This is a genomic window from Microvirga arsenatis, from assembly GCF_009910705.1.
GTDB classification, from domain to species: Bacteria; Pseudomonadota; Alphaproteobacteria; order Rhizobiales; family Beijerinckiaceae; genus Microvirga; species Microvirga arsenatis.
Window position 1 is genome coordinate 390,361 of the sequence record NZ_JAAAXJ010000003.1, and the last position, 13,113, is coordinate 403,473.

Consider the following 13,113-nt stretch of genomic DNA (forward strand, 5'->3'; position numbering starts at 1 on the left):
AGGATATCTGATGAGCCAAGAGCCGAAAGTCGTCGATCTCGACCGCGAGGCGGTCAAGGAGGGGCTGCACAGCGGCACCCTCGTCCTGATCGACGTCCGCGAGCCGCACGAGTTCGCCGCCGGGCACATTCCCGGCGCGGTCTCTCACCCGCTCTCGTCCTTCGACCCGGCGGCTCTGCCGGAAGGCAAGCGAATCGTCTTCTCCTGCGCCGCCGGCGTCCGGTCGGTAAGGGCGATCGAGTTCGCGCAGGCCGCCGGTCGCGACATCCGCGAGCACTACAAGGGCGGCTTCAAGGACTGGGCCGCGGCCGGAGAGCCTGTGGAATGATGCTGGCGCAGGGTCAGTTCACATAGATGTGTTCTAAAGTAGAGTGCTCAAGCTTTCCAGGATGTGCCCTAATGCCGGCCAGACGAGGGTGGTTCGTAGGGAGACCGCCCGTCGCACCCATGGGGGAACAATAGATGAAGCGTAGTGTTTTCGTTGCCGGCCTGCTGGCGCTGGGAGTGACTGCCGCCATCGCGCAGAGCAATGTCGTCGAGCAGCGCCAGGCTCTCATGAAGGAGATGGGAGCCCAGACGCGTCCGATCGGCGCCATGATGCGCGGGCAGGAGCCCTTCGATCTCGCCAAGGTCCAGGCCGGCCTGAAGGTGTTTGCCGAGAACCCCAAGAAGTTCGTGACCCTCTTCCCGGAAAGTTCCAAGACCGCGGAGAAGACCGAAGCCCTGCCGGCCATCTGGGAGAGCAAGGCGAAGTTCGAGTCGCTCGGGAACAAGATGAGTCAGGACGCCCAGGCCGCCATGACGGCGATCAAGGACGAGGCCTCCTTCAAGGCGGAGATGCCGAAGGTCCTGCAGAACTGCGGCGCCTGCCACAACGAGTTCCGCAAGAAGACCTCCTGATTTCACGAAGCTCATGACGGGCGGCCCATCGGGCCGCCCGTTTCATTTGGAGACGCGGCAATGCGCAAGGCGCTCTTGGGGCTGTTCGCCCTGGCGATCATCGGTGTACTCGGCTTCCTGGCCCTGACCTCGCCATCGGCCTATCGCCTCGTCCGCGCGCAGACGCCGCTTCCCGACAGCAGCCGGCCCCCGAACGTCGAGAACGGCCGGGTCCTGTTCTTCGCGGGGGGGTGCACCTCGTGCCATGCCGTGCCCGAGCAGAGCGACAAGCTGAGGCTCGGCGGGGGCTACGCCCTGAAGTCCCCCTTCGGAACCTTCTACGTCCCGAACATCTCCCCTCATAAACAGGACGGGATCGGCTCCTGGACGACGGCGGATTTCGTCCGCGCCATGCGCGAAGGAGTGTCCCCCGATGGGCGGCACTACTACCCGGCCTTTCCATACACGAGCTACCAGCGCATGAGCCCCGAGGACCTCTCGGATCTCTTCGCCTTCATGCTGACCCTTCCCGCCGTCGAAGGCCGCACGCGGGATCACGACCTGCCGTTCCCGTTCAACATCCGTCGAGGCGTCGGCCTCTGGAAGCTCGCTTTCCTCGATGGACGGGTTTTCGCGCCCGATCCGTCCAAGTCGGCGAGCCTGAACCGGGGAGACTACCTGGTGAACGGACCTGGTCATTGCGCCGAGTGCCACAGCGAGCGCAACCTCGCCGGCGCCATCATCGAGGAGCGCCGCCTCGCGGGCGGTCCCGATCCGGAGGGCAGGGGGATCGTGCCGAACATCACGCCGCATCAGACCGGGATCGGCGGCTGGAGCCCCGACGAGGTGGCGACGCTGCTGAAGACCGGCGAGACGCCCCTCTTCGACACGGTCGGCGGGCCCATGGGCGCCGTCGTCGCCAACACGGCCCAACTGCCCGAGGCCGACCGCCGGGCCATGGCGGAATACCTGCTGTCCCTGCCGCCGAGGCCGGGCTTCAAGAGGCCGGAATAAGCTGTGGAGCGGCTGTGGACGGGCTGGGGATCGCTCAGTCCATCACCGCGGCTTTGAGGATGCACACCATCGTGGCGCGGCCGGGCCTGTCGCCGATGCAGCGCACGGAGTGGGGCCGGTCGCAGCGATAGCGCAGGCTCTCCCCGGCTTTCGCCTGCTGGACGACGCCGCCGACCTCGACCTCGAACTCGCCCTCGAGCACCGAAAGGCACTCGACGGAGCCGCGCTGGTGGCTGTCGGAATCGAGCACGCCGCCCGGCTCCGACTGCACGTCGTACCATTGCAGCCATTCGATGGTCTTGAGCCAGCCGATGATGGCGAGCCGCATCTTGCCGTCCTCGGAGACGAGGATCGGCGTGTCCGCCTTGGACGACTTCTCGATGAAGGGCTCCTCGTCGCCGGAGGCGAGGACGCGCTCGATGGAGACGTCGAGGGCCTGGCTCAGGCGCCAGATGGTGGCCAGCGTCGGATTGGTCTCGTTGCGCTCGATCTGGCTGATGATCGACTTGGCGACGCCGGACTGCTCGGCAAGTTCGGACAGGGACAGGTTGTAGGCCTTGCGCAGGCGCTGGATCGTCTTGCCCATGTTGCCCGAGATGACATGCGCGCCCGATTCCAGGTCCCGGTTCCGTTCTTTGCCCTCGACGCCCATCGCTGCCTCTGTTCTGAAAAACCGTACGCCCGTTTCTCAAAACGGTTGTGGGGTAATCGGCAGACCGGGTCAAGCACCGGCGCGGCCACGGTCGCCCTTTTCCCTGCGGACGCCTTTTCAGACACCCGGGCGCTGGGGCGAAGCCTGGAATTCCTTGGTGCGCAGCAAGCCGATCCGGTGCTCCCGCCAGACGATGAACAGGCCGGTCGCTGCCACGATGGCGCCGCCGGTGAGAACGGTCGGCGTGGGCAGGTCCCCGAACATGAACCAGCCGAACAGGAGCGCCCAGATCATAGTGGTGTATTCGAAGGGCGCGATCACCGACGTGTCCGCAAACCGGTAGCTCTGGGTCAGCAGGATCTGGCCGATCCCGCCGAGGATGCCGCCGATCACGAACAGGCCCCAGTCCATGGCATCGGGCATGCGCCACCCGAAGATCATGGTCAGGAGGGAGAGGAGCGAGGCCAGGATGAAGAAGTAGAAGACGATGGCGCCCGTCTTCTCGGTCGCGGTGAGGCGGCGCACCTGGATCATGGCGCCTGCGGAGCAGAAGGCCCCGGCGAAGGCGCAGAGTGCCCCTAGCGTCGGCCCGGCGCTCAAGCCTCCGGAGAACGTCTCGACCCTCAGATAGGGCGAGAGCATGATCAGAACGCCCACGAAGCCGATGGCCACGGCCGTCCAGCGATAGGCCCGGACCTTCTCGTTGAGGAGAAGGGCCGCCAGGATCACGACGATCAGGGGCGAGGCGTAGCCGATGGCGATGGCATCGTGCAGGGGCAGGTACGAAAGGGCGGCGAAGCCCAGATACATGCCGCTCGTGCCGATCAGGCCGCGCTTGAAATGCCCGGCCACGTTCCGCGTTCTGACCGCGTTGACGAGGTCGCCCTGCCACCTGAGCCAGATCAGGAGCGGCAGGAGGGCGAAGGACGAGCGGAAGAACACGACCTCTCCCACGGGATAGCGGGTCATGAGCGTCTTGAGCGTCGCCGACATCATCGTGAAAACGAGGGCGGACAGGACTTTGAGGGAGATCCCCAGGAGAGGTTTCACAGGAGGCGCATCGTCAGGAGCGGGATCGCGGCGGGAGGGGAGGAAAGACAATCACGATGACGCTCCCGCGTGAAGGCCCAATCGGCGCGGAAGCCCCTGCGCCGGATGCATGGGTTCAGGATCGCGCCGTCCGCGAGCGTTTCACGTGCGAACGAACATAACCGATGGCAGTGAGTGCGAGCCAGGCCGCCTGAGTGATGAAGGAGGCCAAATTGAAGTCGAAGAGCAGTGAATAGAGAATAAGGAGCGCGCCGAGCGCATTGAGAAGCGCATAGCGGCCGTCCTCTACGCTCAGAAGGCCGAGCTGCAACAGCCCGTATGCCGAAAGATAGGCCGCAACCCCGATCAGTCCGACCAGATCAGATACATTCATCAGTGATCTCCGCCCGAGTCGAACTGGGCCTGAATGGGAAATCGATCCGTCATGGAACCGGATCTCTGCCTAACCCACGGATGTCGAGGGGTGAAGGGGGACATCGCCCTGCCCGCTGCGGCCCGGCGTCACAAATCTGCAAGAAGAGCGTCATGAGAGCGAGACGCGAATCCCGGATGGCTGAGTGCCGACAGCTCTCCGGGGGGACCCATGGCCCAGGACATGAACGCAATTCGGGTGCGCACCCTGTTTCTCTCCGATCTCCACCTCGGAACGAAGGGGTGTCAGGCCGGAGCCCTGCTGGACTTCCTCAGGGCCTATGAGGCCGACACGATCTATCTGGTGGGCGACATCGTCGATGGATGGAAGCTGAGATCTGGCTGGTACTGGCCCCAGGCCCACAACGACGTGGTGCAGAAGCTCCTGCGCAAGGTCCGCAAGGGCGCGCGCCTCGTCTATCTGCCCGGGAACCACGACGAGTTCCTGCGCGACTACATCGGCGTGAATCTCGGTGGGATCGAACTGGCGGATCATGCCCTGCACGAGGCGGCCGACGGACGGCGCTACCTCGTGATCCACGGCGATCAGTTCGACCTCGTGGTGCGGCACGCCCGCTGGCTCGCCCTGCTCGGGGACGGGGCCTACAGCGCAGCCCTCTTCGTCAACACCTATCTCAACATCGTGCGGCGGCGCCTCGGGCTCACCTACTGGTCGCTTTCGGCCTGGGCGAAGCTGAGGGTGAAGAACGCGGTGAACTACATCAGCCGGTTCGAGGAGCTTCTCGCCGCCGAGGCCCGGCGCCAGGAGGCCGACGGCGTGATCTGCGGGCACATTCACCATGCCGCCATCCATGACGGGTTCGGCGTGGCCTACGTGAACACGGGCGACTGGGTGGAATCCTGCACCGCGGTGGTGGAGCATTACGACGGCTCCCTTCAGCTGGTTCGCTGGACGGAGGTTCAGCGGGATTGGGTCATCGGCCCGGCTTTCGATGAGCCTCACGCCAGCGAAAGGGCCGCCTGATGCGCCTGCTCATCGCAACGGATGCCTGGCGTCCTCAGGTGAACGGGGTCGTGCGCTCGCTGGAGCACATGGCCGGGGAGGCGCCGGGCTTCGGAGCCGAGGTGACCTTTCTCACGCCGGAGCGGTTCCGCTCCTTTCCGATGCCCACCTATCCGGAGATCCGGCTGGCCCTGGCGGGACCGGGCGCCGTCGCGCGGATCCTCGATGACGTCGCGCCCACCCATGTCCACATCGCGACGGAAGGCCCCATCGGGCTCGCCACGCGCGCGGCCTGCACACGTCAGGGCAGGGCCTTCACCACGAGCTACCACACGCGCTTTCCCGAATATGTCGCGGCCCGAGCAGCCATCCCCGAGGCCTGGTCCTATGCGGCGCTGAGGCGCTTCCACGGGAAGGCACGAGCCATGATGGTCAGCACGCCCTCCCTCGAGCGGGAACTGGCCGGTCGCGGCTTCCGGAACATCATGCGCTGGACACGGGGCGTCGACACCGCTCTCTTCCGGCCGAGGAACGAGCGCATCCTGGATGCGGCCGCGCCGGTCTTTCTCTATGTGGGGCGCATTGCGGTGGAGAAGAATCTGGAGGCCTTTCTGCAACTCGACCTTCCGGGCACGAAGGTCGTCGTGGGGGACGGTCCCTTGCGAGGAGAGCTCGAGGGCCGATATCCCGAGGTCCGCTTCCTCGGCACCCTGGCAGGTGAGGATCTGGCGCGGGTCTATGCCTCGGCGGACGTGTTCGTCTTCCCGAGCCTCACGGACACGTTCGGGATCGTGCTGATCGAGGCGCTCGCCTCCGGCCTTCCGGTCGCAGCCTTTCCGGTGACAGGCCCGATGGACGTGATCGGGACCTCGGGCTGCGGCGTGCTGGGATCCGACCTGCGGGAGGCGGCCCTCGAAGCCTTGGAGATCCCGAAGGGCAGATGCCGGGCTTATGGCGAGACCTTCACCTGGCGGGAGAGCGCCAGGCAGTTCTTTTCCAACATCGCGTCTGCGCATTCCGGCTCCTAGGCCGGCTCTACATCAGGAAGGCAGGATGCCGGTGGAGAGGCCTGGCCTTCTCACCCTCGAAAGGGCTTGCCCCATCGGCAGGCTGCGCCGAGGGCGCCTCGTCCCTGCACAGGGCCAGCATCTCGTGGATTTGCCGCTCGAGGCCCTGCAGCGTGGCGATCATGAGCCGGATCCGCTGCTCGGCTGCCGCCTGCATCTCCTCCTCGGACAGGGTGGTCGAGGAAGCGCCGGCGCTCACGCCGGGAAAGGAGCGGACCTCTTCCCTGGTGTGCCGGATCGCGGCGGCCATGCCTTCCAGAACCGTGCGGAACGGAACGACGTCCCTGGCATCCGGGGGCTCGCGCCTGAGGCGCTCGAGGGCTTCGAGGACGAGCTGCGTGTCGGCATTGCGGTTGCGCCGGGCGTATTCCTTCAGGAACCAGCGGCCCCGCGCGGTTTCCATCACCGCGGCTTCGATCGTGTCGAAGTCCAGATCGCCGAAGGTGACCTTTGTCTCTTCATCGGGCATGGTGCCGGTGTCCATCGATGCCAGGGGTGCGATTCCGCTCCTTCATCAGATGTGTGCAAAGCCGGTGCTCGCTCAACCCCTCTTACCCTTTGGAGAGGGAGTCTTGCACTGCGTTCTTGCGCTCCCGCCTCGTTTTTGGATCCCGGAAGCCCCCATTCCCGATGCGTCCCATCAAAGCTCTCGAATTCCGGCTCGGTGCCCTGCAGGCCGCAAGCTTCACCAGCCACGGAATGTATCTGCCCTTCTTTCCGCTCTGGCTGCAGAGCAAGGCCTTGTCGCCGACGCTGATCGGGTTCGTGGTCGCCATTCCCATCGTCGTGCGGATCCTGGCCACCGCCCCGCTCCTGAGCCTCGCCGACCGCTCCTTCGGCGCACGGCGCCTGCTGCTCGCGAGCCATCTGGGCCAGCTCGTCGGGTTCCCGCTCTTCCTGCTCACGGACAGCAGCCTCGCCATCATCGTCCTGGTGGCTCTCGTCGCCGTGGCGCAATCCTGCATCATCCCCGGCAACGATCTCGTCTCGACCAATGCGATCCAGCGCGATCCCGGCCTGAACTACGGGCGGATCAGGGGTGCGGGCTCGGTGGCGTTCTTCGTCACCAACATCGTCGGCGGCTATCTGGTCGGCGCCTTCGGGGCCGATGTGGTGATCCTGGCCCTCACGCTCATCCCGCTTCTCGGGATAGCGGCGACGCTGATCGTCGTCCCGCACGAGGTGCCCGAGCCCTCGGCCCCTACGGCATCGACGGAAGGATCCGCCGCTCCGAAGCTGTCGAGGATCCTGTGGCTCGTGCTGATCGCCGGGGCCGTGACCCAGGGCAGCCACGGTGCGCTCAATGCCTTTGCCAGCATCCACTGGCGTTCCATCGGCTTCTCGGACGAGGTGATCGGCTATTTCTGGGCCATCGGCGTCATCGCGGAGATCCTGATCTTCATCGTGCTCGGCCGGGCGGTCGGGCGCGGATCGGGCGTGGACCTGATCCTGATCGGCTCGGCGGCAGCGGTGATCCGCTTCAGCCTCATGTCCCTTCAGCCGGGCACGGGCGTGATGCTCGCGCTGCAGGCCATGCACGCCCTGTCCTTCGCCGCCACCCATATCGGCACCATTGCGGCGCTCACCGCTCTCGCGCCGATGCAGGCGAGGGGCAGGGCCCAGGGCATCTATGGCTCCCTCGCAGCCCTGACCACCGCCGTCTCCACCATGCTGAGCGGCCTCATCTACAGCGAGGCGGGGGCAGGGGTCTTCGCGGCGATGGCTCCCCTCGGAGCCGTCGGCGTCGTCCTGGCCCTGCTGGTGCTCCGCCTGCAGAAGGATCAGCCCCAGAGGGCGGGCTCCGGCGGATAGACCAGGCTGCCCTCATAGCGAAGGCCCGGTTCCCGGTCCCTGGCCAGAAGGAGGGGGCCGTCGAGGTCCACGAAGCGGGCGCGGGGCGCGAGCACCAGGGCCGGCGCCATGGCGAGCGACGTTCCCACCATGCAGCCGATCATGAGGGAGAAGCCCCTGGCCTCCGCCGCATCGGCCAAGGCGAGGGCTTCGGTCAGGCCGCCGGTCTTGTCGAGCTTGATGTTGACGACGTCGTAGAGGCCCACCAGCCGGTCGAGGCTTGCACGGTCATGCACGCTTTCGTCGGCGAGGATGGGAATGGGACGCGAAACCCGGCTTAAAGCACCATCCGTCTTGGCGGGCAGGGGCTGCTCCACCAGGGCATAGCCCTCCTCGGCGCAGGCGGCGAGGTGCCGCTCGATGTTCTCCTCGGTCCAGCCCTCGTTGGCGTCCGCGATCAGGGTGGCCTGCGGAGCCGCGCGGCGCACGGCCCTGATCCGCTCGATGTCGCCGTCGGGCGCGCCGAACTTCACCTTGAGGATCGGCCTCTCGGAGGCCTTGGCCGCCGCCTCCGCCATGCCTTCCGGCGTGTCGAGGCTGATCGTGTAGGCGGTGGTTGCCGGCGGCCAGCGGGTGAGGCCGGCGGTCACATGGGCGCGGATGCCCGAGCGCTTGGCGTCCAGGTCCCACAGGGCGCAGTCCACCGCGTTGCGGGCAGCGCCTGCGGGCATCAGCGCCTGGAGCGCCTCGCGGGTCAGTCCCGCCTCGATCTGCGGCCGGACGGCCTCGACGGCCGCCGCCACGCCTTCCACCGTCTCGCCGTAGCGGGGATAGGGCACGCATTCCCCATGGCCGACGGCTTCGCCTTCCCTGATCGTGGCCGTGACCACCACGGCTTCGGTTCGGGAGCCGCGGGCGATGGTGAACTTTCCGGCAATGGGAAACCGGTCGATGGAAACGGTGAGCTGGCGCATTCTTGGGCTTCTCTGCTGAACTTCGGCTCGACTTGTGGCGCAATGACACGCTATCACCAAGCGGAATCAGTGCCGAAGGGATCATCGTGGCGCAGGGCACCCTGACTCAAGGGCCGCACATGGCAATCGAGCGCACCGGGGAGCAGACGATCGTTCGTCTGTCGGGTCCCTGGACGGCGCCGCATGCCGAGCAAGTGGAGATCCTCGCCGGCGAGATCGCGGCCGAGGCCGACCGCTTTCCGCTCTATCTCGATCTGAGCGGGGTCGAGCGGCTCGACACCCTCGGGGCCTGGACCCTGGACCGGGCGCGGCACGAGCTGTCGGCGAGGGGGCAGGCGGCGTTCGCCCATGCCTCGCCGGAACAGAAGATCCTCCTCGAGGAGGCCGCCTATCGGGATTTCCGGGAGGAGCCCAAGCCGCGCCAGTCCCGCGCGATGGATTTCCTGGTCGATGTGGGGCAGAGCGTGGCCGGCGCCGGCAAGGACCTCGTCGGCGGAGTCGGGTTCCTGGGCGAGCTGGTCGCCGCCCTCGTGCGGGTGGTCACCCACCCCCGCCGCTTCCGGGGCTCGGCGGTGATCAACCAGCTCGAGCAGATCGCCTACCGGGGCGTGCCGATCATCGTCCTCATCTCGTTCCTGGTGGGCTGCATCGTCTCGCAGCAGGGCATCTTCCAGCTGGTTAAGTTCGGGGCGACCCCCTTCGTGATCGACCTCATCGGCATCCTGGTTCTGCGGGAGCTCGGGGTCCTGCTCACCTCGATCATGGTCGCAGGCCGGTCCGGCTCGGCCTTCACCGCCGAGATCGGTTCCATGAAGATGCGGGAGGAGATCGACGCCCTGCGGGTCATGGGGCTCGACCCCATCGAGGTTCTGATCGTCCCGCGCATCCTGGCGCTCATCATCGGCCTGCCGCTCCTGACCTTCATCTCCTCCATCGCGGCGCTCGTGGGCGGCGGCCTGACCACCTGGGTCTATGGCGGCATCAGCCCCGACATCTTCCTGGAGCGCCTGCGGGCTGCCGTGGGGATGAACACCTTTCTGGTCGGCCTCATCAAGGCTCCTTTCATGGCGGTGGTGATCGGGATCATCGCGACCCTGGAGGGCCTGGCCGTCGCGGGCTCCGCCGAGTCGCTCGGGCGCCACGTGACCTCCTCGGTGGTGAAGGCGATCTTCATGGTGATCGTGCTCGACGGCCTCTTCGCCATGTTCTTCGCAGCGATCAGGTACTGAGACGATGCTCGAACGGCGCCATCCCGCTCCCCCAAAGAACCGCGAGCCGATCATCCGCGTGCGCGGCGTGGAGGTCGGCTTCGGGGAGAGGACGATCCTGAAAGGGCTCGACCTCGACGTCTATCGCGGCGAGATCCTGGGTTTCGTGGGAGGCTCCGGCCAGGGCAAGTCGGTCCTCACCCGCGCCATCCTCGGGCTCGTTCCCAAGCGCGCGGGCACCATCGAGGTGCTTGGCCGGAACCTGGACGAGCTGTCGCCCTCCGAGCGGCGGCAGCTCGAGCGCCACTGGGGCGTGCTGTTCCAGCAAGGGGCGCTGTTCTCCGCGCTGACCGTGAAGCAGAACATCCAGTTGCCCATGCGGGAGTACCTGCACCTCTCGGACCGGCTCCTCGACGAGCTGGCCATGCTCAAGATCGAGATGGTGGGCCTCAACCCCGATGCCGCCGACAAGCTGCCCTCGGAGCTTTCGGGCGGCATGATCAAGCGGGCCGCCCTGGCCCGGGCGCTCGCCCTCGACCCGGAGATCGTCTTCCTGGACGAGCCGACCTCGGGCCTCGACCCGATCGGCGCCGGCGAGTTCGACGACCTGATTGCGACGTTACAGCGGACTTTAGGGCTGACCGTATTCATGGTAACCCATGATCTCGACAGCCTTTACTCGGTCTGCGACCGGATAGCGGCTTTGGGCGAGGGACGAATTCTCGCGGAGGGTCCCATCGAGGCGATGCTCGCCTCGGATCATCCGTGGCTCCGCTCTTACTTTCACGGCAAACGGGCACGCGCGGTCATGGCCGGCGGCGCGCAAGGGTAACGATGGAAACGCGTGCAAACTACGCCTTGATCGGGCTCTTCACCCTGGCGGTGATCGCGGCGGCTTTCGGCTTCGTCTACTGGTTCTCGGGCGGCGAGCGGGGGCAGGCCCGGCAGAACATCCGCATCGTCTTTTCCGGATCGGTCGCGGGCCTGTCCCAGGGCTCGAGCGTGTCCTTCAACGGCCTGCGGGTCGGCGAGGTGTCGAGCCTCGACCTCCTCCCCGAGGATCCGCGCCGGGTGGTGGCCATCGCTTCGGTCAACGGCACCACGCCGATCCGGGCCGACACCCGGGCTCGCCTGGAATACCAGGGCCTGACCGGCGTCGCGAATGTGGGCCTGTCGGGCGGGGAACCGGGAGCGCCTCCCCTGGTTGCCGGGCCGGGCCAGCCCATGCCCACGATCTTCGCCGACCGTTCCGACTTCCAGGATCTCATCGAGACGGCCCGCAACATCGCCCGCCGGGCCGACGACGTGCTGGAGCGGGTTGGCCGCGTGGTGTCCGACAACGAGGCTTCCATCAGCCGCACGGTTCAGAACGTGGAGCGCTTCTCGCAGGCGCTCGGCGAGAATGCGGAAGGAATCGACCGCTTCCTGGCCCAGGTGGGGCAGGCGGCGGAGAAGGTCGGCCCCCTGGCCGAAAAGCTTGAAACGCTGGCCACCAACGTGGACGAGGTGGTGCGCGCGGTCGACCGCCAGCGGGTCGCCCGCATCGTCGAGAACGTGGACAGCTTCGCCCAGGCCTTGGGCGAGAATGGCCAGGTCGTGAGCGAGGCCCTGAAGGACGCGGCGAGCCTCATCGACCGCCTGAACGAAACCGCGCCGAAGCTCGACACCGCCGTGGCCGAGATCGCGGAACTCGCCAAGGCCGTCGATCCGGCCAAGGTCAGCCGCACCGTCGACAGCGTCGACACCTTCGCCCAGACCCTGAGCCGCCGCAGCCCCGACGTGGACAAGGCGATCCAGGAGGCCCGCTCGATCACCGAGAAGCTCAACAAGTCGGCCGACCGCATCGACAGCGTCCTGGCTGGGGCCGAGAAGTTCCTCGGCTCGGCCTCCGGCGAGTCCGGCAAGGGCGCCTTCGACGAGATCCGGGCGGCCGCGGTAGCGGTGCGGGAGCTCGCCAACGACCTGAACCAGCGCACGGAAGGCGTCCTGGGCGGGATCAACCGGTTCACGGAATCGGGCCTGCGGGAATACGAGGCCTTGGCCGTCGAGGGGCGCCGGACGCTGGGCGACATCAGCCGCGCGGTGCGCAGCATCGAACGTAATCCACAGCAGTTTCTTTTCGGTGGCCGTTCGAATCTCCCCGAGTATAGTGGACGCCGCTAAGTAACCTGTATGCGTGGATCCTTCGTGCCGTCTCCCCTGACCGATCGAGCCTGCCTGCTCCGGCGCCTTGCGCCGGTTGCATTTCTGGCTGCCCTGGCCGGGGCCTGCTCGTCGGGACCCGCGCCCGCGACCTTCGACCTTTCGGCCCCGAGCGCCCGGATCCGGGGTGCCGCGGGGGTCCAGGTGCTGGTGAACGAGCCGGCGGCGCTTCAGCCGCTCTCGACCCAGCAGATCCTGGTGAAGGACGCCAGCGGCTCCGTCTCCTATATCGGAGGAGGGCAGTGGGCCGACAACCTGCCCCGCCTGATCCAGACCCGCCTGATCAACACCTTCGAGAACGCCTCCCAGATCCGGGGCGTCTCCCGCCCGAGCAGCGGTGCGGTGGCCGATGTCCAGCTGATTTCCGAGCTGCGCCGCTTCGAGATCGCGACGCCCGGCAACGAGGCCGTCGCCGAGATCTCGGTGAAGATCGTCAGCGACCGCGACGGCCGTATCGTCAATGGGCGGATCTTCCGCACCAGCGTTCCTGCGAGCGCCGTCGATGCCGCGAATGCCGCCCGCGCTCTCGACGAGGCGCTCTCCGTGGTCATGCTCGACATCGTGCGCTGGGTGAGCAGCAGCCATCTGCCGCGCCGCGACGATCCGGGCACTGCTGCGGCAGACGAGGCGAAGGCGCCGGCTTAGGGCACTCAGCTCAGCATAGACCATTCCGTTCGTCACACCGGCCTTGTGCCGGTGATCTCGCTTTAGGACGACGCAGCGCCCCTGTCATTGGGACGGCCGGGACAAGCCCGCCCATGCCGTGACGAATGTCATCCTCAGGTCAAGCCGCAGGCGAGGGAAGGGAATCCACGATCACGCCCTGTGGCATGATTCCCTTTCCCTCCGGCCGGGAACGACACCTCTTGCAAGGTGCTCCGGCCAACGAAAAACGCGGCCT

15 protein-coding genes are annotated in these 13,113 nt (G+C 66.8%); 10 read left to right on the forward strand and 5 right to left on the reverse strand.

From position 1 onward, the window contains the following. The first annotated feature begins 10 nt into the window (after positions 1-10). The 3 genes from GR303_RS07945 to GR303_RS07955 all read left to right on the forward strand — a co-directional run bounded on the left by GR303_RS07945 (position 11) and on the right by GR303_RS07955 (position 1,893). A complete protein-coding gene (locus tag GR303_RS07945) occupies positions 11-328 on the forward strand; it encodes a rhodanese-like domain-containing protein (RefSeq protein ID WP_161722474.1) in 318 nt (105 codons plus the stop codon). A gap of 134 nt (positions 329-462) precedes the next feature. Further along, positions 463-900, forward strand: coding sequence for a c-type cytochrome (locus GR303_RS07950; protein WP_161722473.1), 438 nt, complete (start codon positions 463-465; stop codon positions 898-900). Between the two features lie 60 nt (positions 901-960). Further along, the gene (locus tag GR303_RS07955; protein ID WP_161722472.1) at positions 961-1,893 is read left to right on the forward strand and encodes a c-type cytochrome; all 933 of its coding nucleotides are present in this window, start codon (positions 961-963) and stop codon (positions 1,891-1,893) included. A gap of 34 nt (positions 1,894-1,927) precedes the next feature. Here the strand turns inward: GR303_RS07955 and GR303_RS07960 are convergent, their stop codons facing one another. The 3 genes from GR303_RS07960 to GR303_RS07970 all read right to left on the reverse strand — a co-directional run bounded on the left by GR303_RS07960 (position 1,928) and on the right by GR303_RS07970 (position 3,968). Continuing rightward, complete coding sequence (locus tag GR303_RS07960) at positions 1,928-2,545, reverse strand: helix-turn-helix domain-containing protein (protein WP_161722471.1); 618 nt, start codon at positions 2,543-2,545, stop codon at positions 1,928-1,930. A gap of 117 nt (positions 2,546-2,662) precedes the next feature. Next, a complete protein-coding gene (locus GR303_RS07965) occupies positions 2,663-3,595 on the reverse strand; it encodes an EamA family transporter (protein WP_161722470.1) in 933 nt (310 codons plus the stop codon). A 115-nt stretch (positions 3,596-3,710) separates the two neighbouring features. Beyond that, on the reverse strand, positions 3,711-3,968 hold the full coding sequence (locus tag GR303_RS07970; RefSeq protein ID WP_161722469.1) for a CBU_0592 family membrane protein: 258 nt from the start codon (positions 3,966-3,968) through the stop codon (positions 3,711-3,713). A 210-nt stretch (positions 3,969-4,178) separates the two neighbouring features. Here GR303_RS07970 and GR303_RS07975 point away from each other — a divergent pair, with 210 nt between their 5' ends. Continuing rightward, complete coding sequence (locus tag GR303_RS07975; protein WP_161722468.1) at positions 4,179-4,991, forward strand: UDP-2,3-diacylglucosamine diphosphatase; 813 nt, start codon at positions 4,179-4,181, stop codon at positions 4,989-4,991. Then, positions 4,991-5,998 carry a glycosyltransferase family 4 protein gene (locus GR303_RS07980; protein WP_161722467.1) on the forward strand — a complete coding sequence of 336 codons (1,008 nt, stop codon included), beginning with the start codon at positions 4,991-4,993 and terminating at the stop codon, positions 5,996-5,998. The genes GR303_RS07975 and GR303_RS07980 overlap by 1 nt, the downstream gene beginning before the upstream one ends. A 7-nt stretch (positions 5,999-6,005) precedes the next feature. Here GR303_RS07980 and GR303_RS07985 read toward each other — a convergent pair whose 3' ends face one another. After that, positions 6,006-6,506 (reverse strand): hypothetical protein, encoded by a 501-nt coding sequence (locus GR303_RS07985; protein ID WP_161722466.1) that lies wholly within the window; start codon positions 6,504-6,506, stop codon positions 6,006-6,008. A 161-nt stretch (positions 6,507-6,667) separates the two neighbouring features. Here GR303_RS07985 and GR303_RS07990 point away from each other — a divergent pair, with 161 nt between their 5' ends. Next, positions 6,668-7,849 (forward strand): MFS transporter, encoded by a 1,182-nt coding sequence (locus GR303_RS07990; protein ID WP_161722465.1) that lies wholly within the window; start codon positions 6,668-6,670, stop codon positions 7,847-7,849. On the opposite strand, the gene dgcA is transcribed toward GR303_RS07990, so the two are convergent. Further along, complete coding sequence (dgcA, locus tag GR303_RS07995; protein ID WP_161722464.1) at positions 7,819-8,802, reverse strand: N-acetyl-D-Glu racemase DgcA; 984 nt, start codon at positions 8,800-8,802, stop codon at positions 7,819-7,821. The two genes, GR303_RS07990 and dgcA, sit on opposite strands and share 31 nt — an antisense overlap. A gap of 119 nt (positions 8,803-8,921) precedes the next feature. Here dgcA and GR303_RS08000 point away from each other — a divergent pair, with 119 nt between their 5' ends. From GR303_RS08000 to GR303_RS08015, 4 genes are read left to right on the forward strand one after another with little or no spacing between them, the layout of a single operon-like run. Continuing rightward, positions 8,922-10,031, forward strand: a complete 1,110-nt coding sequence (locus GR303_RS08000; protein WP_161722619.1) for an ABC transporter permease — start codon at positions 8,922-8,924, stop codon at positions 10,029-10,031. A gap of 4 nt (positions 10,032-10,035) precedes the next feature. Further along, on the forward strand, positions 10,036-10,842 hold the full coding sequence (locus tag GR303_RS08005) for an ABC transporter ATP-binding protein (RefSeq protein WP_201751948.1): 807 nt from the start codon (positions 10,036-10,038) through the stop codon (positions 10,840-10,842). Between the two features lie 2 nt (positions 10,843-10,844). Next, positions 10,845-12,173 carry an MCE family protein gene (locus tag GR303_RS08010; RefSeq protein WP_161722463.1) on the forward strand — a complete coding sequence of 443 codons (1,329 nt, stop codon included), beginning with the start codon at positions 10,845-10,847 and terminating at the stop codon, positions 12,171-12,173. Positions 12,174-12,197: 24 nt separating this feature from the next. Beyond that, on the forward strand, positions 12,198-12,857 hold the full coding sequence (locus tag GR303_RS08015) for an ABC-type transport auxiliary lipoprotein family protein (RefSeq protein ID WP_343231987.1): 660 nt from the start codon (positions 12,198-12,200) through the stop codon (positions 12,855-12,857). Positions 12,858-13,113 lie beyond the last annotated feature (256 nt).